The sequence below is a fragment of the Flagellimonas okinawensis genome (assembly GCF_029194005.1).
Classification (GTDB): Bacteria; Bacteroidota; Bacteroidia; order Flavobacteriales; family Flavobacteriaceae; genus Flagellimonas; species Flagellimonas okinawensis.
Window position 1 is genome coordinate 1,064,265 of sequence record NZ_JARFVA010000001.1, and the last position, 21,186, is coordinate 1,085,450.

Annotated in this window: 19 protein-coding genes; 9 read left to right on the top strand and 10 right to left on the bottom strand. The window is 41.6% G+C overall.

All coding sequences use genetic code 11. The annotated features are described in order from the left end of the window. Positions 1-26: 26 nt before the first annotated feature. From PY091_RS05070 to PY091_RS05080, 3 genes are all read right to left on the bottom strand, one after another. Positions 27-1,121 carry an OmpA family protein gene (locus PY091_RS05070; RefSeq protein ID WP_275648611.1) on the bottom strand — a complete coding sequence of 365 codons (1,095 nt, stop codon included), beginning with the start codon at positions 1,119-1,121 and terminating at the stop codon, positions 27-29. Positions 1,122-1,223: 102 nt separating this feature from the next. Next, positions 1,224-2,975: a TonB-dependent receptor gene (locus PY091_RS05075; RefSeq protein WP_275648612.1), complete on the bottom strand. Its 1,752-nt coding sequence runs from the start codon at positions 2,973-2,975 to the stop codon at positions 1,224-1,226. Between the two features lie 12 nt (positions 2,976-2,987). Next, positions 2,988-6,011 (bottom strand): tetratricopeptide repeat protein, encoded by a 3,024-nt coding sequence (locus PY091_RS05080; protein WP_275648613.1) that lies wholly within the window; start codon positions 6,009-6,011, stop codon positions 2,988-2,990. Positions 6,012-6,158: 147 nt separating this feature from the next. Here PY091_RS05080 and PY091_RS05085 point away from each other — a divergent pair, with 147 nt between their 5' ends. Beyond that, positions 6,159-6,842, top strand: coding sequence for a cell division ATP-binding protein FtsE (locus tag PY091_RS05085; protein ID WP_275648614.1), 684 nt, complete (start codon positions 6,159-6,161; stop codon positions 6,840-6,842). A gap of 97 nt (positions 6,843-6,939) precedes the next feature. Then, positions 6,940-7,698 (top strand): polyphosphate--glucose phosphotransferase, encoded by a 759-nt coding sequence (gene ppgK / locus PY091_RS05090; protein WP_275648615.1) that lies wholly within the window; start codon positions 6,940-6,942, stop codon positions 7,696-7,698. 213 nt (positions 7,699-7,911) lie between these two features. On the opposite strand, the gene typA is transcribed toward ppgK, so the two are convergent. The 4 genes from typA to PY091_RS05110 form a co-directional block, all read right to left on the bottom strand. Continuing rightward, positions 7,912-9,711, bottom strand: a complete 1,800-nt coding sequence (gene typA / locus PY091_RS05095; RefSeq protein ID WP_275648616.1) for a translational GTPase TypA — start codon at positions 9,709-9,711, stop codon at positions 7,912-7,914. A gap of 96 nt (positions 9,712-9,807) precedes the next feature. Next, positions 9,808-10,350 (bottom strand): hypothetical protein, encoded by a 543-nt coding sequence (locus tag PY091_RS05100; protein ID WP_275648617.1) that lies wholly within the window; start codon positions 10,348-10,350, stop codon positions 9,808-9,810. Between the two features lie 53 nt (positions 10,351-10,403). Beyond that, entirely contained in the window at positions 10,404-10,961 is a 558-nt protein-coding gene (locus PY091_RS05105) for a hypothetical protein (RefSeq protein ID WP_275648618.1), read from the bottom strand. Positions 10,962-11,026: 65 nt separating this feature from the next. Next, positions 11,027-11,608, bottom strand: coding sequence for a hypothetical protein (locus tag PY091_RS05110; protein WP_275648619.1), 582 nt, complete (start codon positions 11,606-11,608; stop codon positions 11,027-11,029). A gap of 73 nt (positions 11,609-11,681) precedes the next feature. Between PY091_RS05110 and kdsA the strand changes: the two genes are divergently transcribed. The 6 genes from kdsA (at position 11,682) to PY091_RS05140 (ending at position 18,059) form a co-directional block, all read left to right on the top strand. Next, positions 11,682-12,500: a 3-deoxy-8-phosphooctulonate synthase gene (gene kdsA / locus PY091_RS05115; RefSeq protein WP_275648620.1), complete on the top strand. Its 819-nt coding sequence runs from the start codon at positions 11,682-11,684 to the stop codon at positions 12,498-12,500. Between the two features lie 162 nt (positions 12,501-12,662). Next, the gene (locus PY091_RS05120) at positions 12,663-15,125 is read left to right on the top strand and encodes a TonB-dependent receptor (RefSeq protein ID WP_275648621.1); all 2,463 of its coding nucleotides are present in this window, start codon (positions 12,663-12,665) and stop codon (positions 15,123-15,125) included. A 9-nt stretch (positions 15,126-15,134) separates the two neighbouring features. Beyond that, a complete protein-coding gene (locus tag PY091_RS05125) occupies positions 15,135-15,851 on the top strand; it encodes a DUF4198 domain-containing protein (protein WP_275648622.1) in 717 nt (238 codons plus the stop codon). 3 nt (positions 15,852-15,854) lie between these two features. Beyond that, on the top strand, positions 15,855-16,187 hold the full coding sequence (locus PY091_RS05130) for a hypothetical protein (protein ID WP_275648623.1): 333 nt from the start codon (positions 15,855-15,857) through the stop codon (positions 16,185-16,187). 3 nt (positions 16,188-16,190) lie between these two features. Next, positions 16,191-16,490, top strand: coding sequence for a hypothetical protein (locus tag PY091_RS05135; protein WP_275648624.1), 300 nt, complete (start codon positions 16,191-16,193; stop codon positions 16,488-16,490). A gap of 3 nt (positions 16,491-16,493) precedes the next feature. Next, a complete protein-coding gene (locus PY091_RS05140; protein ID WP_275648625.1) occupies positions 16,494-18,059 on the top strand; it encodes a PepSY-associated TM helix domain-containing protein in 1,566 nt (521 codons plus the stop codon). Positions 18,060-18,061: 2 nt separating this feature from the next. On the opposite strand, the gene PY091_RS05145 is transcribed toward PY091_RS05140, so the two are convergent. The 3 genes from PY091_RS05145 to PY091_RS05155 form a co-directional block, all read right to left on the bottom strand. Continuing rightward, entirely contained in the window at positions 18,062-18,430 is a 369-nt protein-coding gene (locus PY091_RS05145) for a DUF1801 domain-containing protein (RefSeq protein ID WP_275648626.1), read from the bottom strand. Positions 18,431-18,448: 18 nt separating this feature from the next. Next, entirely contained in the window at positions 18,449-19,315 is an 867-nt protein-coding gene (locus PY091_RS05150; RefSeq protein ID WP_275648627.1) for a DUF808 domain-containing protein, read from the bottom strand. Positions 19,316-19,402: 87 nt separating this feature from the next. After that, entirely contained in the window at positions 19,403-19,858 is a 456-nt protein-coding gene (locus tag PY091_RS05155; protein WP_275648628.1) for a COG2426 family protein, read from the bottom strand. 211 nt (positions 19,859-20,069) lie between these two features. Between PY091_RS05155 and PY091_RS05160 the strand changes: the two genes are divergently transcribed. Continuing rightward, a complete protein-coding gene (locus PY091_RS05160; RefSeq protein WP_275648629.1) occupies positions 20,070-21,185 on the top strand; it encodes an Sb-PDE family phosphodiesterase in 1,116 nt (371 codons plus the stop codon). Position 21,186: the final 1 nt, after the last annotated feature.

The window sequence follows — 21,186 nt, forward strand, 5'->3', positions numbered from 1 at the left end:
CAAAAATAGAAAAAGCGAACGGAATTTTATGGATTATCGTCCTCGAACTCGGTCATCACAAATTCTACGCGCCTGTTCTTTCTTCGGGCTTCATCAGTCAGAGTTGTGTCCAACGGCTTGCTATCCCCATATCCCTTGGATGTAATCCTATTTTTGTCCAGCCCTAGACCGATCAGATATTGAGCCACCGAGCCAGCACGCTCTCGTGATAATACATCATTGTACTCATCCGATCCCAAATCATCGGTATGTCCACTAATGGCAACCTTAAGGTTGGGGTGCTTCTTTAAATATTCATACACATCCTTAAGACTTTGCTCCGCCTTAGGCTGAAGATCAAAACGATCAAAATTAAAATTGACATGGTCCAGAACATAAACCTCATTGGTTTTGTACTCCGGGCCAAGATAGGTCAATGAAATATCGTCCAAATAGTAGTAGGCATAGCCTTCCTCAGTATTTGATGGGTTTTTACTGTCGATATAAGCGGTACCTGCGTTACTTTTAAAATTACCCAGGATCAAGTGGCTCTCAAACCCCTTGGCCACCATATCAATGGTCAATTCCATCCATGTTTGCTTATCCTGATAATACCCTGTGATAGGAAATTGTTTGATAGGAGTAGTTTGGACCGAAGTCGATAAAAGTTCACTTTGGGCCAACTCGCGTTTGGTATAAACAGATAGTGGCTTCTCCGAAAATACGGCGCCCATATCTTTAACTGCCCCATCCGATTTTTCCGAAAGACTAATAAACAAGCTCAACCGGTAACGACCTCCTTTTTCGAGTGTTTCTGTTAGCGGAACTTGGATGTATTCACGATAATCTCTTGGAGCAAAAAGATAGAGTCCTGCATAGGCCGCACCTTCGTATGGTTCCTGCTTTCCCTTAAAGTTCATTGGAACACCCAACTTGGTTCGGCTACATTCGTTAAAATAATCGGTAGTACCCAAGGTCGGAGCACTCCAATGCTCTGCATCCTTGTTTAAATTGCTCATTTTTACCGGGCAAGAAATAAAATCCTCAAAACCGCCATTCTGAACCAAATTTTGGGAAAAGGAAATAGCATTTGCCAACATAAATAAGGCTATGGACAATATGTAGTGAGGTCGAAGTTGCATGGTCTCCAATCATTTGGGAACCATCAATAACATGATAATCAGTGTCTTGACGGAAAGTTAAAAACGTTCCATCTGCAAGAATATTGCGTAAAATCCTACAAATTAAAAATCAAACTTATAAGAAACGCCAGCCAAAGCCTGGAATCCTTGCACTCTAAAATTGGCCCAACGCTGGTAATTGTTGTTCGCAATATTGGATGCTTTTACAAAAATGGAGAGTTGCTCATTGAACCTGTACCCTACATGTGCATTGGCATCAAAAAAGCCATCTAACGTTATTGGAGCATACGAAATGGTCGGAGGCACATTGTTGGTCAAGGCCACTGAAGTCAGAGCGTCTCTTTCTCCAACATAGAATAAATTGGCACCCATATACCATTGATCGGTAATTTGGTAATCCATAAACAAGGAACCTTTAATTGATGGCAAGTTCCAAGCAGGGTTATCGGTTTCAGTATCGTAATCATAAAATTCGGCGTTAACACCCAAAGAAAAATTACGGTTCACATCCACATTGATTTCCCCGAACACACCCAGTGTCTTCACATCGTCATAAAAAACTTGAAAGGAATTACCGTAGTAATAACTTTTTTCATCGGTTCTAGTGGTGTTGACCGTATTTTGATAAAAAAGTGGCTTTCTGTTTTCCGCCATGTACGAACCTTTCAGGTTATATCCCACATTGGAAGTCAACTGTCCTTTTAATCCCAAATACCCTTCATATTGCTGATCGGTAGGTCTTATGTGGAGCGTTGGCGACACATATGGATTCTCATCAACAAAATCGTGATAGGAGTTTTGCTTCAACTCCCCTTCTATTCCTCCATAAGCAATTACATTTTCGTCCATCACACGGTAAGAGGCCGTTACAGCAGGATAGATGTAAAAATTGTTCTCACTGTTTTCGATATCCAATCCGTAGACAATATTGGCACCTAGATTAATGGTCAAGTCATCTCTTAGAATCAAAAGGCTTGGGTTTACCCCAGCCTGAAGATGCCCATATTTCATCTCCCCCTGATTATCAAAAATATTAATGTCACTGTTTTTAAAACTACCTCCAACATAATCCACTTTGGCAGCAATCGTAATCAATTCCTCGGTTATGGGCAATTCAAAAGTTGGGTTGATTACCGCACGGTTCTCTGCTGATTCAGCTGCATCCCAAAAACGTCTTAACAAAACAGTTCCGCTCTTAAAATAGGAGTCCTCCATATGAAAATGGGCTTTGGCCTCCGCATTAAAATAGTTTTGTGTCTCGTCCATCGCATTGATTTCATCCTCACTGAACAATTCGCTCTGGATTCCGTACCAATTATAAAGTTGATGCTGTAATCCTATCGCAGCACCCCAATCCATATAACGGTCTTTTTTCGCATAGGAAGCGTTCAATTTGGTATTGTAGAAATCCGTATCCAAAGGCGTGGAGTCCAAATCCCCACGGGAAGAGGTGTGGGTTAGACCAAAATCCAAAAGGTCCTCACCCCTATTAAATTCGCGGCTCGTATAAAAATCTACCAAGGCATTGTTGTAATTGCCCAACCCTACCGATGCATAGGAATTGTACAAGGTAGGCGGTGGTGTCTTCTCCACTCCCGAAGCCTTTCCTTTTGCCGGGGTAAAGGTGGATGCCACGGGCACAGAAAATATACTGTAATTAATTTTCTTCTTTTGAAGTACTATGGAATCGTTTAGACTAGGTGACGACTTGATTTTAAAGGCATCCGAAACGGTCGGGGAATACGGTTTTACCACCGTTACCGTTTCCGTACCAATGTTATCCTCTTCCTGGGCGATAACAACTCCGCAAAGGCTCAAAAAAAGTAATGAAAATATATAGGTTCTCTTTTTCATGTCGTGTCTCGTTTAGTTTTCGTTGGGGTCTACGGATGAATTGCTCTCTGCTTCTTTGGCCTTGATCGTGGCCAGTTCATTTTCAGCATCCGAAACGATTTCCTGAAATTCGGAAAAATTGGAAATAACACTTTCCAAAATGTAGGTCGCTTGGAAGGCATCTCCCAAATTGTAGAAGTTCTTGGCCATGATCACCAAGCCTTTTCCTGCCCACTCCTTATACGCTGCATAATCCTTGGCCAACTTTTGAACGGACTCGTTGGAGGCTTCAAAATTCCCTTCCTTGTTCTTGAAATAAGCATCGTAGTACCAAGCTTCGGCAGCGAGCTCTCCAGATGCAATTTGCTTTACATCTTGATAAGCCGTTTTTGCCAAATTTTCGTTGTCCGTAGCAATGGCCGAACGTGCTATCATAATTTGAGCATCACTTTTAATCCGATCATCAATTTTAGGGGCATTCAACACCTTTTCGGCATAAGCAATGGTCTGCGAATAATCCTTTTGACCGTAAAAACCTTTCATCAAATTGGACTGGGCAAAGGTTTTGTTTTCCGAAATATCGGCAGTGTTTTCCAATCTTTTCAAATAAGGGATGGCACTGTTGTAATCCTGTTTATCCACATAAATCTCACAAACACGTGTCAATGCCTGTTCAGTGTACTCACCATTGCCACCATCGGCAACAGCCTTGTATTTTGGAAGGGCCTTCTCTTTTTCCCCATCAGCAAAGTAGAGCTGCGCCAAGGCAAAGTTGGCATTTTGCGCATGGAGTCCATTAGGGAATTCGTTCAAGTAATCTTCATAACCACGGATGGCGGCTGCTGTTTTGCCTTCAATTTGTTTTCTTTCTGCGGATTCAAAACTGGCATTATCAAGCTCGGTATCGGTTACCTCTACAAAGTCGAGATTTCTGGCCCAAGCGGCATATTCACTTACCCGACCTTCGTCCACATAAACCAATTTGGCGGTCGCCACCGCTTGTTTGGCTTCTTGAGTGTTCGGATATTTTTGGACCACTTCTTTAAGTTTGTACAAAGCCTGCTGATTTCGACTGGCATTATAATGAACCAAGCCTGATCGCAACAATCCTCTTGGGGCAAATTTGCTACCCGAGAATTCGTTCACAATGCGATCATAGGTTTGAAGCCCTAAATTTTCTTGATTATTACTGATGAGGGTATTGCCCAACTCAAACAGGGCATCATCTCGTAATGATGACCTAGGGAACATCCTCAAGAATTCGTTCAAGCCGTCAATTTTTCCAGCATTGTTACCCAAAAATCCATCACAAAGCGTCTTTTGGAATGCCGCATAATCACGTTCTGGCCCGTTCATTTTGGATGATGTATCGTAGGCCTTTTTTGCCAATTGGTATTTGCTGTTCACAAAATAACTGTCTCCCAAACGCAAATAACCATCGTTCTTTCTTTGATCATCAATGGCATTGGAGCTCACTACGTTTTGAAAATAGGATATGGCGTTGTTGTAATCTTTTAGTTTGAAGTACGAGTAGCCTAAATTATAATCCAACTGGTCATATTCTGAAAGTGATTTGGCCGCTGGCGAGTTCTGGAAACGCACAAAATCCACCAAAGCTTCCTCAAAACGGTTCAATCTGTAGGCCGATTCTGCCTTCCAGTAGCGTGCGCGTGCTTCAAAGTTTGTGTTATCTGCACTTTTCAGTGATTTATCGAATCGTTCCCAAGCTCCTTCGTAATCACCATCAATAAAAAGTTCCACTCCCCGGTAGTAGGCCACTTTCTGATAGGTCTCCTTGCTTGCATAGTTCTGGTTTTCTTCTAAAAGTTGCATGGCACCTTCAAAATTGCGAGAGGTGATATAGGAATCCACCAAAAGTTCCTGAATTTCCATTTGATGCTCATCCTTTGGATATTTTTCCAAGTACGTGGTCAACACTTGGGGAACAGGCTCATAGGCATTACCTATTTCGTAGCTCAAACGGGCATAGTTCAACCAAGCATCTTTTTGGATTTCTGGACTAAACTCCATTTGTGAAGCATTTCGAAAAGCATTCAAAGCCTCGGATTTTTTATCCAATTTTAAATAGCATTCTGCCAAATGGTAGTATGCATTTTGGGAAACGGCATTGGTGCCCCCTATAATTTTATTGAACTGTTGAATGGCTTTTTGGTAATCGCCCAATTTGTAATGGCTGTACCCCAACAGATAATAATCCGTATTGTTCCATTTACCGCGTTTACCCCTATATTCTTCCAAATATGGGATGGCCTCGGCATATTGTTCCAAATTAAAATAGCTTTCCCCGATAATCTTGTTCAATTCTGAAACTTCCTGACGATTTGATTTAGCCAGCTGCTTTTTCGCCATGGCAATGGCTTCCTCGAACTTGCCGAGTTTAAAATTCAGGTCGGCCTGATAGTAGGTCAACTTTTCATCAAGCAATTCGGGGTCTTGGATTTGATCGAACCGAGCGCTTGCAGAGTTATAATCATCTTGTTCGTAAGCGATATATCCCAAATAATATTTGGCCTGTGACCCGTATTTTTGGGAGGTGGTGACCTTGTTCAAATAGCGTTCCGCCTCTTGCGGACGTTTGGATGCATACAGAGCATAACCGTTGTTGAAGTTAAAACGGTCGCGCTCCGAATACGGCATGGAGTTTTCATCAACTTTTTTGTACCATTTTAGCGCGTACGGGTATTTTCCCGTTTCAAAATAGTAGTCGGCCACATCTAAAAATGCAGAGTTTCTTTTGGTAGAGGTTGGGTATCGTTCCACAAAATCCTCCATCATTTTATCCGCACCGCGTTGATTCAAACGAATGGCGGCATTGGCGGCATAATATGCGCTGTTGGCTTCGGTTTCCCCGTCTTTGGTACTGGCCTTTACAGACTCAAAAATACGCTGTGCTGCTTGGTATTGCTCATTGTTGTAGAGCGCCAAAGCATCTTGATAAGCTTTGTTTTCGTGGGTATATATTTTGGTTTCCTGTGCGGAAAGCACAAAAAAAGTTCCCATAAAAATGGGAATTAAAAGGAGGCTTTTTCGATTCATAGTGTTCTACGCTCTTCTCGATTGACTTTACTCATAACGTCAAAATTAAGGCCAAAGTATGTCAACACCTAAAAGTTCTAACATTTGGTTATACGATAATGAAGAATAATAATAGAACTTAGTACCTTTATTCCATAAAGTGATGTTATGCCCGAGACCATTGTAAAATTAAACGACGTAGCCGTATTTCAGAACGAGAACATGGTTCTCAACGAAATCGACCTGGAAGTTAAAAAAGGTGAATTTGTTTATGTAATTGGTAAAACGGGAAGCGGAAAAAGTAGTTTCATGAAAACACTTTATGCTGACCTTCCATTAAAACAAGGAGCTGGGCAAATTGTGGATTTCGACCTAAAAATGATGAAAGAAAAGGATATTCCCTTCTTGCGCAGGAAGCTAGGCATTGTTTTTCAGGATTTTAAACTGCTCCCCGATAGAAACGTCAACAACAATTTAAAATTTGTCCTAAAAGCAACAGGGTGGACAGACCCCAAAAAAATGGACAATAAAATTGAAGAGGTGTTGGACAAAGTTGGAATGAAAACCAAAGGTTTTAAGTTTCCCCACGAATTGTCCGGTGGTGAACAACAACGTATAGCTATTGCACGGGCCCTGCTCAACGACCCTGAACTTATTTTGGCCGACGAACCCACAGGAAACCTCGACCCTCAGACCAGTGTAGAGGTCATGAAGGTCTTACAAGATATTAACCAGAATGGTAGAACCATTATTATGGCCACGCACGATTATGCACTTATCCTAAAATACCCTCACAAAACCCTTAAATGTGATGGCAGTAAAGTTTTTGAAGTTATACAAAAAGCGATATAAATCCCATAATATCTGTGCATCACATTGATTTTCAACTAAATTACTTGATCAATAAAAGTTTTTGTTACTTTGTTTAAACTAATCTTGCTTCCTCTATATGGAAATTCTTGGTATTGATATAGGCGGATCAGGCATAAAAGGTGCCTTGGTTAATGCCGAAACCGGAGAAATGTTGACAGAACGTTTCCGTATCCCGACTCCAAAATCAAAAAAACCAAAAGACATGGCCAAAGTGGTGGCCAAAATCGTGGACCATTTTGATTATAAAGGTCCTGTAGGCTGTGGATTTCCTTCCATTGTAAAAAATGGTGTATGTAAATCCCCCGGAAATCTGGACCCAAGTTGGGTCGGTGTCAACATCGATGAATTGTTCACCGAATATACCGGACATGAGTTCACTGTTTTAAACGATGCCGATGCCGCTGGTTACGCCTCTATGAATTATGGGGTTGGAAAAGGCAAGAATGGTCTAGTGATTATGATAACCATTGGAACCGGCTTGGGAAGTGGTGCATTTTACAATGGAGTGCTCATCCCAAATTTTGAACTGGGCCAGATCCCCTACAAGAAATACAAAAAGATTGAAAAATGGGCGGCCGCTTCTGCAAAAGAGCGTGAAGACCTCAGTTTTAAAAAATGGGGCAAACGTTTCAATAAGTTTTTGAAACTGGTAGAGCTGATCGTTTGTCCGGACCTCATTATCGTAGGAGGAGGAACTTCAAAAAAATGGGAGGAATTCAGTCACCATATCGACATTGAAACAGAAGTAATAAAAGCAGAACTAATGAACCATGCCGGAATTATTGGAGCTGCTGTAGCATGCTTAAGAGAACAGCATCACGGACATTTGCACTGATTTTTTTGATACAAAACAATAGAGACAAGAAACAAGGCCTATATTGTCATTCCGAACGGAGTGAAGAATCTCAACAATCTGATCTCTACGTTCAATAAAAATGGATTCCGTATTGAAACACAGAACGAAACTGACCTCTTTAATATAATAAAAAAGCGAATGAAGATTGTTCCTCACTCGCTTTTTTTATTTGGACAAATGTCTTTTGTTCAATTAAACGACTTTGTTCCTTTTTCTATCCACTTCCTTTAGATAAATCTTTCTAATCCTCAAGTGATTTGGAGTTACTTCTACATACTCATCCTTTTGGATGTATTCTAGAGCTTCCTCCAATGAAAACTTAATGGCAGGAACAATCTTTGCTTTATCATCGGCTCCTGCAGAACGAACATTCGAAAGCTTTTTGGTCTTGGTCACGTTCACGGTCATATCATCTTGACGGGAGTTTTCACCAATAACCTGTCCTTCGTAGATATCCTCTCCCGGATCGATAAAGAACTTACCTCTTTCCTGAAGTTTATCAATGGAATAAGGTATTGCAGTACCATTTTCCATGGAAACCAATGAGCCGTTCAATCGTTGGGCGATATCCCCTTTCAATGGCTGATATTCGAAAAATCTATGCGCCATTATGGCCTCACCAGCTGTAGCGGTCAACAATTGGTTTCTAAGACCAATGATCCCCCTAGATGGAATAATGAATTCACACACCATTCGGGAACCTCTTGCTTCCATACTGGTCATCTCCCCTTTACGGATGGATACCATCTCAACAGCTTTACCTGAAACCTCTTCCGGCAAATCAATGGTCAAGTGCTCCACGGGCTCACATTTTACACCATCAATTTCCTTGATGATTACCTGTGGCTGACCGATTTGAAGCTCGTAACCTTCTCTACGCATGGTTTCGATCAAAACGGAAAGGTGTAACACCCCACGACCGAACACTAAGAATTTATCTGCACTATCGGTTTCTTGAACGCGAAGCGCCAAGTTTTTCTCCAATTCCTTTTCCAAACGCTCCTTGATGTGACGGGAAGTAACAAACTTTCCATCCTTGCCAAAGAAAGGGCTATCGTTAATAGTGAAAAGCATACTCATGGTAGGCTCATCAATTGCGATGGTCTTTAATTTTTCTGGATTCTCGATATCGGCAACGGTGTCTCCGATTTCGAATCCTTCCATACCTACAATGGCACAGATATCTCCTGCATTAACCTCTTCAACACGCAAACGTCCCAGACCTTCAAAAGTGTAAAGTTCCTTTATTCTGGTCTTAACGATCGAGCCATCTCTTTTTACCAAAGAAACCTGTTGTCCTTCACGAAGTTTACCACGTTGTAATCTACCGATGGCAATTCGTCCTGTAAAAGAAGAATAATCCAAGGATGTGATCAACATTTGGGTAGAACCTTCCTCTGGTTTAAACTCGGGAACGTGCTCAATGACCATGTCCAATAATGGTTCAATGTTTTCGGTTGGAGTTTTCCAATCCTCGCCCATCCAGTTGTTCTTTGCAGAACCATAAACTGTTGGGAAATCGAGCTGCCATTCTTCAGCACCCAACTCAAACATCAAATCGAACACTTTTTCGTGCACTTCTTCCGGGGTACAGTTTTCTTTATCAACTTTATTGATTACCACACAAGGTTTCAAACCAAGGTCGATAGCCTTTTGAAGTACGAAACGGGTCTGTGGCATTGGCCCCTCAAAGGCATCTACCAACAACAAAACCCCATCAGCCATATTCAATACACGTTCTACTTCCCCACCGAAATCGGCGTGACCAGGGGTATCTATGATATTAATTTTTGTGTCTTTGTAAACAACGGAAACGTTTTTGGAAACAATGGTAATTCCACGTTCCCTTTCCAGGTCGTTGTTATCCAATATCAGGTCGCCTTTGTTCTCATTTTCACGGAACAACTGGCAGTGGTACATAATTTTATCAACCAAGGTAGTCTTACCGTGGTCTACGTGTGCAATGATTGCAATGTTTTTGATTTTGGACATAACCTAAATTTTAAGCCCGCAAAGATACTGCTATTTTTCTCTTGTTGGCACACCTAAATGTTATTTTTATCTTATTGATTTAGTGTGAGTTCCATATTATTGCTTCCTACTGATTACCCAACCGAGCTTTAAAGCAAGAAAAATACCGAAGTTACTTTCAAATTCATCAAAGAAATAACCTGGTCCAACCTCAAATCTAAATTGTAATCCTTTTTGACCTGTACGCTGAAGACCATACACCGCACCAATTCCTCCAAAATAATCGGAAACATAATCCAAACTACCAATTATGGCCTTACCGCCTTGAACAGCAACCGTCGGAGCAATATAATTTCCAGTATTACCAGCGATGTTCTTCCCTTTTGCCAATCGTCTTTCGAAATTATAGTAATGTCGGTATTGGAGTCTACCAATGGGATAAATACCGAATCCATCATCCGTAAAACTAGACTCAACATAGGCAAAACCCATAGTAGCCTCTGCCGCTATAGTCGAGTTTTGGGAAAGTCCGTGTTCGTAGATAATGCCAGGCAGCAATACATTTAGGGTAAGTTGATTGTTTTCAACTTTTTTTGCAGATTGAGCGATTCCGATAGCTCCGATAGATAAGCATAGAAGTAAAGAGGAAATAGTTTTCATAAATGGTTAGTTTTAGTCTCCCCTTGAACAACAAATATTGTACCAGATAGAAGTTACAAACCAACACACCAACGCTTTTCGCTGATAATCCATCCTATACTCAAGTTTACCACAGGTTGAATGGTGCCTTTGAAAGGACCCACATAGTACCCGGCCCCAGCATCAATGGAGAAACTAAAACCTGAATCATAACTGCGCTGCACTCCGTAAACAAGACCGCCATAGCCATGAATTCCATCTACCAATTGACCTTCGACAACCCGGTCTCCGGGAGAAAAAACGGCCACCGAGGGCGCTATATAGTTTCCTGAATTCCCATAAATGGATCTTCTGCGTCTTTCGCGACTATTAAGATTGTGATAGTATCGGTTTTGAACGGTAATGGCCGGAAAGAAATCGAAATCTTCCAGCGGTTGCGAACTAGCTGGTTCCAAAGCAGCTTTATAAGCCACTCGAATATCCAAAGTACTGTTTACACCAAGGGCCATTTCGTACTCGACACCTGGATTTATGGCATTGAGCTTAAACTGGCGGACCTCGCAATTTGTCCCATATTGGGCATGTACAAAAAGTCCTGTTGACAGGAATGCCAAAAGAAGAAAGCGACGCATTGTAGGTTAATTTGGTATTAGTATAACCCAAACTTCTTCAAAATAGTATGTATGGATAACAATATTTAATCCAAATAAGGATCCTTTTTCTTACGTTTGGTAGCAACCCATCCGAAAGTAAAGTTGATCAACGGCCCATATCCGTTAGGGACGCCATCTCCACGGTAATACCCAGCACCAACTTCCAAATTAAAGTTAAAACCTTTTTCATAGGTTCGTTGAATGCCATAGACCATGCCATAAAAACCTAAATTAAAATCGCTGGGGCCTTCCACATCTGTGGAAATCCGCAATTGCGAAAAGAAAATGGCCTGCGCGGCCGCAATATAATTACCTGAATTGCCTGAGGTATTTTTTTCCAGTCTTTCCCTTCTATTAAAGTTATGATAGTAACGGTAACGGTTATTGGTAGCCAATCCAAACACATATCCCTCCTCATAGGTAGCGGTGGCCAAACCTAAATCAATGGAAACACTTTGGTTTTTAAACAAACCCAGTTCATAGGTAAACCCCGGACTCAAAAGGTTCAATTTAAACTGGTGGCGCTCCAGATGGGGCAAATCGAAGGTTCCGCCCCGTTCTTGCCATTGACCATGTGCAAAAACTGAAACAAAACAAAGTAAAATAAGATCATATTTATTTTTCATGGTTGATGGTTTGTGTCAATAAATCTAAAAAGGATACCATGGTTTAATGCTATATTTGTGCAAACTTTAAGAAATGGACATCACTAAAATTCCACAGATAAAACACACGGGGGGCGACAACTTTTTCTTATTGGCAGGGCCATGCGCCATTGAAGGTGAAGATATGGCCATGCGCATTGCAGAAAAGGTTGTGTCCATTACGGATAAACTAGAGATCCCTTATGTTTTCAAGGGCAGCTTTAAAAAAGCCAACCGTAGCCGTATAGATTCTTTTACTGGAATTGGTGATGAAAAGGCTCTAAAAATTTTGAAAAAGGTCTCCGAAACTTTCAAAGTTCCAACCATTACGGATATTCATGAGATTTCTGATGCCGCTATGGCTGCGGAATATGTGGATGTACTTCAAATCCCTGCATTTTTGGTAAGACAGACCGACTTGGTCGTGGCCGCTGCGGAAACGGGCAAGGTGGTTAACTTGAAGAAAGGACAATTTATGAGTCCAGAAAGCATGAAACATGCCGTTACCAAAGTTACGGATACCGGAAATGAGCAAGTTTGGATTACGGACCGTGGGACCATGTTCGGCTATCACGATATGATCGTTGATTTCCGCGGCGTTCCTACTATGAAACAGTATGCTCCCGTAGTTTTGGATGTGACCCACTCCCTACAACAGCCCAATCAATCATCGGGTGTAACCGGCGGTAGACCTGCTTTGATCGGAACAATGGCACGTGCTGGAATTGCAGCTGGTGTGGACGGATTGTTTATGGAAACCCATTTTGATCCTGCAAATGCCAAAAGTGATGGAGCCAACATGTTGGATTTAAGTTTGTTGGAAAAATTACTTACCGATTTAACTGCTATTCGCAAAACAATAAACTCACTTTAAACCCGCTTAAACTGTTAAAATTTATTTTTTAAAATACTGATTAACAGGATATTGAATTATTTTTTAAAACATTATTTATAATTAGTCTAATTATTCTTTGCTTGATTTAGCAACGGAATATACATTTGCACCACAAACTTATTTAGACCATTTATAAATAAAATGAAACATATACTTCTCATCCTGAGCTTGGCTTTTTATTCTTTGGCACAAGCACAATCAGGTAACATTTCAGGAAAAGTAACAGACCAAAGAAATAATCCTTTGGCCAATGTAAACATTGCTATTTCCAATACTAGTTTAGGAACAAACACCAACTATTCTGGTGAATATGAAATAGCTGAACTAGCCCCTGGCTCTTACACCTTAACGTTTTCGATGGTAGGTTTTGGAACCCAGAATAAAACCGTAACCGTTTATGCCAATCAGACCACCAATGTCCCGGTAATATCTTTGGTAGAACGTCAAGAACAACTTAATGAAGTTGTGGTAGAAGGAAACCAAGTGAACAAATTTGCTCGCAAAGCAAGTGTTTATGTTTCCAAAATGCCCTTAAAGGACATCGAAAACCCACAGGTTTACAATTCCATTTCCACCGAGTTGTTACAGGACCAAGTGGTCACTAATTTTGATGACGCCCTTAAAAATGCGCCTGGAATCGACAAATTATGGGAGTCCACAGGTAGGGGCAACGACGGAGCAGGTTATTTCTCACTTCGTGGATTTGCTGTTCAACCCACAATGATCAATGGATTACCAGGTTTGACCAACGGTAGTCCAGACCCAGCCAACATAGAATCCATCGAAGTCATCAAAGGTCCATCGGGAACACTGTATGGCAGTAGTTTAATTTCCTATGGTGGTTTGATCAACATCAACACCAAAAAACCATACTACGGATTCGGCGGGAACATCTCCTACACTTCCGGAAGTTATGGATTGAACCGAGTAAGTGCCGATGTCAATACCACTTTGGGCAACCAGAACAATATTGCCCTTCGTGTAAACACATCTTACCATACACAGAATAGCTATCAAGATGCTGGTTTTAGAAAATCGTTCTTCTTTGCGCCATCATTGGCATTCCAGGCAAGCGATAGACTTTCCTTTAACATCAACACCGAATTTTACAACGGCAGAAGCACCAACCAAACCATGCTCTTCCTTGATCGTGGTTCACCGCTTCGTGTGACCAATTTGGATGAATTGGGTTACGACTTTAAACGTTCGTACACCAGCAACGATTTATATATCGATACGCCAACCTACAGCCTTCAAGGTCAGATGAACTACATTTTGAGCGATTCTTGGACCTCTCAGACCGTAATCTCTAGATCCAATGCAAAATCTGATGGTTACTATTCTTACTTGTACGAAGTAAGTTCAACAGTAGAAGGCCTATCTGGTGCTCCACTAGAAGACGGTATTATTTTGGCACGTTATACCAGCAACCAAAATTCCGAGACCTTGGGAACTGATATCCAACAAAACTTTATCGGTGACTTCATGATTGGGAACATGCGTAACCGTTTGGTTGTTGGACTGGATTACCTTAAAACAAGAACCATCAACAACAGTACAGGCTACGGAAACCAAGGCTTTGCCTATGTTGGTTCAAATCCAGCCGAGTTCCAAGCTGTTGCTCCTGCCCTACACGATTATTTTGGAACCCCAATGGGAACCGGTTTGTACGACTCTGGTGTTTTGACACAGGCTGGAGCGGATGCGGGAATCGCCACCTTGGCCAATCCTGGAGCACAATTCAGTGAGGCTGAACAAGAAATTTTCAGTGCCTATGCCTCCAACGTGATCAATCTATTGCCGGAATTATCCGCAATGGCCAGTTTGCGTGTGGACCGTTTCTCCAACGACGGATACAATCAGACCGCATTCTCACCAAAATTCGGTTTGGTGTACCAACCTATTTTGAACAAAGTATCGGTTTTCGCCAACTACATGAACGGATTCAGTAATGTGGCCCCTGTAACCGAACTATCTGATGGGAACACTTCCGTACGAGCCTTGAACCCAGAACACGCCAACCAATTTGAAGTAGGAACCAAATTGAACTTGTTCAACGACAAGCTTTCTGCCACTTTGAGCTACTACGACATTAGCGTGAGCGATATGGCACAACGCATCGATACCGATGCCAACAACTATTTCTATACGCAAGACGGCGAACAGACCAGTAAAGGTTTTGAAGCGAGCATTACCGCCTCTCCAATTGAAGGATTGAACATTATTGCCGGCTATAGCTATAACGACAGTGAGTTAATTGAAGGAGATGCCAACTTTACCGGGTTTAGACCTGAGAGCGCAGGTCCCATGAACCTGGCCAACGTTTGGGCAAGCTACAGATTTACCCAAGGCACTTTGGAGAACTTTGGACTTGGATTTGGAGGTAACTATGCCAGCGAGAACAAAATCTTCAATAGATCCAATGGTACGTTTGCCATTGATGAGTACACCATTCTTAATGCATCCGCCTTTTACGATGCCAGGGATTTCAGAATCACATTGAAGTTGGACAACATCGCAAACAAAGACTATTATAAAGGTTGGTCTACCATCAGCCCTCAAAACTTGAGAAGTCTTTCTGCCAATTTCACCTATAAATTCTAAGAGCACCAAATGAAAAAACTCATAGCAACCTTATTGCTCATTACCCTGCCCGTACTGTCGGCCTCAGCTCACTATCTGTGGATCGAGACCAACGGTACAGGGGCCTTGGGCCAGGCACAAGAAGTCCGTGTGCATTATGGAGAATACACCTATGGTGTTATTGAAAAAGTGGAGGGCGAAGCCTTTCCATTGGTTTCCAAGTTTACCCTTTGGGTAATAGCCCCTGATGGCACAAAGACCCGATTGAGCACAGAAGCCAAAGAAGACTACTATCTGGCGAGCTTTACACCATCTCAGAAAGGCGTGTACACCATCGCTTTGAACAACAACGAGATTGATGTGATCGATTATACCCAATACGATTTCGGGATTTTCAAGACACATTATCATTCCACCGCAAAAGTTCAGGTAGGAACAGATGGCGATACCAAAACTGTAAACCCAGAAGGAATTGTAGTAAAGCAATTGAAAAATGATGGAGAGGAAATCAAACTTCAAGTATTGTATAAAGGGGAGCCCATTGCCAAAAACGAGCTTAAAGTCTATGTTTCCGACCTATGGTCCAAAACCTTGTACACCGACGATAATGGAGAGGTTTTCTTTGCCTTGCCTTGGGACACACAGTATATTGTGGAGACCACTACCAAGGAAGAAATGCCCGGCACTTACAATGGTGAGGATTATGAATTTATTTGGCATTGTGCCACGTATTGTATAAAACGATAAGCCATGGTGACCCTAATTTCATTCCTCACATTTGTTGCCCTTTATCTGCTTTACAGCACCTCTAGAAAGATGGCCGCCGTAGGCGAGTTAGGCATTGAGAAGTGGACGGGCGAAAACAAAAAAATAGCTCAAATAGCCAGTATGGCCCTAATGATTTTCTCATTGGGGCTTAGCTGCTTTTACTGGGGGCTAGGTTCGGGTACGTTCACTTTTTTCATCATTTTGATGACGGTTGCCAGTTTAGTGATTCTCTTGGCTCCCTTACGCTTGTTGAACTACCGCCTTTTGGGTGTTCTTTTTTTGTGCTCCATCCTTTTTGAAACCTTATTGTTCTAACCTATGCCCGCCAATAAAAAATATCTGACCCCTTCGCCATCACAACGATTTGCCAAAATTACCGCAGCCATTTTGGGCGGTCTTGTTGTGGCCGTGCTGTTCCATATGGCTTTGGCCAGCTGGTTCAACCATGTGGCAGTGATCATTACCAGCACCTTTACGGCCTTTATCCTTTGGGCAATTTTGATGGTTGTTGCCTTTTTGGGCAAAAATGGCTGGAAGGTATGGGGCATGTATCTATTGATCAGTCTTGTTCTGTCTGTCATATTCTATTTCGGAAACCAAACCAACCCACTTGTCTGAACCATGGGAAACCGCATTTACAATATTTTGTTCCATACGCATACCGTAAGCGGTATTGTGATCAGTGTAGCACTCTACATTATTTTCTTTACAGGATCTTTCTCTTTTTTCAGGGATGAAATCGCCAATTGGCAACGTGGTCATTCGGTGAGTCAAGAAGATGCATTGCCAGGTAGCGTGGATGCCCATCTCAACGACCTTTCCAAAGATTACAATTTGTTTGGACGGGATATCGAATTGAGACATTACTACAACGAAAGAAGCATTTCCGTCAATTTGGGAGCATCCAAGGATTCCTTGGCTTCAGAAGATGCCAAAGCACCTGTATTTTTCTATTTGGACCCTGAATCCAAAACCAAAACGGACGATTATGCAAGTAATTATCATTTGGGCGAATTCTTGTACCGGCTTCACTTTTTAGACCAAATCCCCTACCCCTATGGCAGAACATTGGCAGGGTTTGTAGCCTTCTTTTTCTTATTTGCCATCATTACAGGCCTCTTGGTGCATTGGAACAAAATTGTTTCCAACTTTTATACTTTTAGACCATGGGCCAAACTCAAAACCATGTGGACGGATGCCCATACCGCCCTTGGTGTGATAGGGTTTCCATTTCAGTTTGTGTATGCCGTAACGGGAGCCTTCTTTTTACTGAAGGGCATTTTGGTGCTTCCCATGGTGATGGGATTGTATGATGGTGACCAAAACCAATTGTATGAAGATTTAGAATACAACCATCCCGTGTACGAATTCCAAAATCAAAAATTGGAAAAAACCATCAACTTGGACCAATATGTCCAGGAAATGAAAGAAGAATGGGGCGATTTTCGGGTCACAGAGACACATATTTTCAACTACGGTGACCAAAATATGCACGCTGCCATAAGTGGCTATATGGGTTACGACACCAAACTTAATGGTCTGGGCTATCGCATTTACAAAATTGCAGATGGTTCCATTGCACAGGAAAAAGTACCGATTGCCCCTACTTCCTATTTGGATGGTGTAAAGAATATGATGTTCCGTCTTCATTTTGGCGATTACGCCGGCTATGGTTTACGAGTGATATCCTTTATTCTTGGTTTGGTTTCCTGTTTTGTGATTCTCTCCGGAATTATGATTTGGCTTGTGGCTCGTGATAAGAAGAACATTCCTGAAAAACGCAGAAAATTCAACCAGCAAGTGGCCAATTGGTATATGGCCATCTGTTTGACCCTTCTTCCTGTAACCGCTTTGGAATTTATTATCGTACAATTTGTACCAACTGTAAACATGGGCTTTCTCTACCAAACCTATTTTTGGATATGGTTTGTAGCCACCGTTTTCTTTATCCTTAAAAAGGATATTGCCTTTACCAATAAATGGACATTGATTTCTGGTGGAATTTTAGGATTGTTGGTTCCGGTTGCAAACGGAATTGCTTCGGGCAATTGGGTATGGGTAGCTTATCAAAATGGGTATCAGCACATCCTTTTGGTGGACTTGCTTTGGTTGGTTTTGGGACTAGTGGTTCTCTGGATTGCTTTCTTTAAACTGAATACTTCCAGAAAAGATCTTGTGCCTTACTAAATCTATTTTTTGTAAAACCCTTTGTGCTTTAGAGAGTAGCATTCCTGCAATACGTCCACCAATACGTCTTGATCAATTTCTTCCAATGAAAAATAGCGTAGGGATTTAACCACTTTTCGGTTTTCACTCACCATTTTATCCAAATGCAGTGTGAGATGGGCGGAATTCCAAAAGGCAATGTCCACGTATTTCTTTTTTTGCGACACATTTAAATAACAGATGGGCTGTTTTCCTGCATAGAAGCATGGGATTCCCCATTTGTATTTCATATCCACATCAGGAACAACAGACTCGATTACGGCTTTTAGATGCAATAAGATGCTTCTGAAAGGTTCTTTTTGTTTGATGATGTAATCTTCGGCCGGGTTCATAAAGCAGCTTACTGATGATTAACGCTTAAAAAGTTTTTTGACCAACTTCATCAAAAGAAGTGCAACAAAACCAATGACCAACCCAAAAATAAAATCTTTGAGCAAGGTCGGCAGGCTTGGGAACAAATGATGGAAAAATTCAATATTATGATTAAAAATCCCCCCAGAAACCAACAATAGGGCCAAAGTACCCACAATGGACAATCCTTTAATGATTTTGGGAAGAGCATTTACCAAAACTTTACCTACTTTATCCGAAAAACTATCGGTTTCTTCATTTAGGTTGATGAGTCGATAACCATAATCGTCCATTCGTACGATCAGTGCCACAATTCCGTATACACCCACAGTCGCCAACAATGCCACTACGGACACTGTCGCTATTTGAATGGTCAATGGCTCGTTGACCACGGTACTCAATGCAATAATAACAATCTCAATGGACAGGATAAAGTCCGTGATGATGGCCTGTTTTATTTTTTGCTTCTCAAGTTCTGGGAGTTCTTCTTCGGGAATATCAATGGGGTCTTTCGCATGCTCTTCCCCTTTTCGGTGAAAAATATATTCGTATACCTTTTCCGCTCCTTCATATGCCAGATAGACTCCACCCAAAATCAAAATAACGGTTATGGCCACTGGAAGATAAGCACTCAACAAAAATGCTATGGGAAGAATAATCAACTTGTTCAAAAATGAGCCTTTGGTAATGGCCCATAATACCGGGATTTCACGACTTGATAAAAAACCGGTCGCTTTTTCTGCATTCACCGCCAAGTCATCGCCCAAAATACCAGCTGTTTTCTTTGTCGCGATCTTACTCATGGTTGCCACATCATCCATCAATGCAGAGATATCGTCCAAAACAGCAAAAAAACCGGAAGCCATAAAATTGTTTTAAGGTTAGTGATCAAGTTGAGGACAAAATAAGTAAATCCCCTCTTAAGAATTGTAATTATCGAAAAAACAATTGACCTATATGCTTTCCATGGACATTAAAGTGGCTGCCCAAATAATTACGGATGAAAAAAAGATACCAATCGTATTGGCCGCAAAAGCTTGACGCTTTTTCATTTTAAAGAGATATGCAGCAATACTACCTGCATACACACCTGTACCCGGAAGAGGAATCATCACAAAAAGTACAATACCCAAAAAACCGAAACGCTGTATTTTTTTACCTGACCCTTTCTTTGCCCTTTGCCCTACGAACACCGCGGACTTTTTGTAGAAACGCCATTTAATAAGATGACGGTTTACGTATTCCAAAAAGAACATCATCATGGGAAATACTAGCACGTTTGCTGCAAAGCAAACAACAAAAACAAGGTACTCGTTCACCCCTTGGTACATACCGTAGGGAATGCCCACTTTGGCCTCACCAAATGGCGAAAGGCTCCACAATGCCGCAATAATTAAATCGATGTGCAAGGTAACGAGGTTTTAAGCTGACAAACCTAACAAGGAAATTGCGTTGTGCCGCCTTTTTGATCCTTAAAAATTTATTAATTGTGATTTTGGCAAATGCAATTTGGGAACCCAACACCCCAGCTGTTTTATCTTCAGGTTAACAGTTTGTAAAATGTATTGTTGTAGATTGAAACACATGTAAAGGTTTCATAGTTTTGATAAAACCTTCATCATGAAATTCCAATCTTTAGTTATCGCATTTTTTGCTGTTTCGCACCTAATGGCCCAAGAGCATACCCACCAAAGTTCCAGGGCACTTGAGTTTCCCAATATCCCCGGGTACACCACATTAAAAACGGATTTACACCAGCACACCGTTTTTTCCGATGGGAATGTATGGCCCAATATTCGGGTGATGGAAGCACTCCGTGATAATTTGGATGTAATTTCACTTACGGAACACATTGAGTACCAACCGCACAAAGAAGATATCCCTCATCCTGATAGAAACCGTTCCTATGAGATTGCATTAAAGGAAGCTCAGAATCATGACCTGATCCTTGTCCATGGATCGGAAATAACCCGCCAAGCTCCAGTTGGGCATAACAATGCCATCTTTATTGAAGATGCGAACCCACTCTTGGTCGACGACGCTGTGAATTCGTTTGCCGAAGCAAAAAAACAAGGCGCCTTTGTATTCTGGAACCACCCTGCTTGGTATGCCCAATCACCCAAGGGTAATCCGGTTTTGAGCGATTTTCAAAAAGAGCGGATCAATAAAGGGGAATTACACGGAATAGAAGTCATTAATACTGGCGATTATTCAGAAGAATCCCTTGCACTTGCCCTTGAAAATAATCTAACCATTATGGGCACAAGCGATATACACGGCCTAATTGATTGGGATTATATAGAAAAAGGACACACACGCCCAATCACACTTGTCTTTGCAAAGGAGAGAACCGTGGAATCCCTTAAAGAAGCGTTATTTGCCGGAAGGACTGTCGCAGTTTTTAATTCATTGTTAGTGGGAAAAACGGAAAATCTGGTACCCTTGCTCAATGCTTCGGTAAAATTTGAAAAGGCTAAATACATTGACAATACCACAATTCTGGAGATTACGTTACGGAATGTGACCAGTAGCGACCTGATTTTTGAAAATCAAATGCCCTACACCTTTTATTCCAGTTCCCCGGTTTTCACCATACCTGCCGGAGGCACAAAAACACTACAAATAAAGACACTTGAAAAAATAATGGACCTTACCCTAAAATTAAAGGCGTTGGGTGCATATGTCGCACCAAAGGAGCATCCCATTGTTAGCTGGAACATTAGACTGGAAGAATAAC

Bases quoted from the DNA above. Each gene is read 5' to 3' on its own strand.
- PY091_RS05140 (WP_275648625.1), top strand. From the start codon at position 16,494: ATGGGAAACCGCATTTACAATATTTTGTTCCATACGCATACCGTAAGC.
- PY091_RS05075 (WP_275648612.1), bottom strand. From the start codon at position 2,975: ATGAAAAAGAGAACCTATATATTTTCATTACTTTTTTTGAGCCTTTGC.
- ppgK (WP_275648615.1), top strand. From the start codon at position 6,940: ATGGAAATTCTTGGTATTGATATAGGCGGATCAGGCATAAAAGGTGCC.
- PY091_RS05105 (WP_275648618.1), bottom strand. From the start codon at position 10,961: ATGCGTCGCTTTCTTCTTTTGGCATTCCTGTCAACAGGACTTTTTGTA.
- typA (WP_275648616.1), bottom strand. From the start codon at position 9,711: ATGTCCAAAATCAAAAACATTGCAATCATTGCACACGTAGACCACGGT.
- PY091_RS05145 (WP_275648626.1), bottom strand. From the start codon at position 18,430: ATGAACCCGGCCGAAGATTACATCATCAAACAAAAAGAACCTTTCAGA.
- PY091_RS05160 (WP_275648629.1), top strand. From the start codon at position 20,070: ATGAAATTCCAATCTTTAGTTATCGCATTTTTTGCTGTTTCGCACCTA.
- PY091_RS05135 (WP_275648624.1), top strand. From the start codon at position 16,191: ATGCCCGCCAATAAAAAATATCTGACCCCTTCGCCATCACAACGATTT.
- PY091_RS05080 (WP_275648613.1), bottom strand. From the start codon at position 6,011: ATGAATCGAAAAAGCCTCCTTTTAATTCCCATTTTTATGGGAACTTTT.
- PY091_RS05110 (WP_275648619.1), bottom strand. From the start codon at position 11,608: ATGAAAAATAAATATGATCTTATTTTACTTTGTTTTGTTTCAGTTTTT.
- PY091_RS05085 (WP_275648614.1), top strand. From the start codon at position 6,159: ATGCCCGAGACCATTGTAAAATTAAACGACGTAGCCGTATTTCAGAAC.
- PY091_RS05100 (WP_275648617.1), bottom strand. From the start codon at position 10,350: ATGAAAACTATTTCCTCTTTACTTCTATGCTTATCTATCGGAGCTATC.
- kdsA (WP_275648620.1), top strand. From the start codon at position 11,682: ATGGACATCACTAAAATTCCACAGATAAAACACACGGGGGGCGACAAC.
- PY091_RS05130 (WP_275648623.1), top strand. From the start codon at position 15,855: ATGGTGACCCTAATTTCATTCCTCACATTTGTTGCCCTTTATCTGCTT.
- PY091_RS05125 (WP_275648622.1), top strand. From the start codon at position 15,135: ATGAAAAAACTCATAGCAACCTTATTGCTCATTACCCTGCCCGTACTG.
- PY091_RS05070 (WP_275648611.1), bottom strand. From the start codon at position 1,121: ATGCAACTTCGACCTCACTACATATTGTCCATAGCCTTATTTATGTTG.
- PY091_RS05120 (WP_275648621.1), top strand. From the start codon at position 12,663: ATGAAACATATACTTCTCATCCTGAGCTTGGCTTTTTATTCTTTGGCA.
- PY091_RS05150 (WP_275648627.1), bottom strand. From the start codon at position 19,315: ATGGCTTCCGGTTTTTTTGCTGTTTTGGACGATATCTCTGCATTGATG.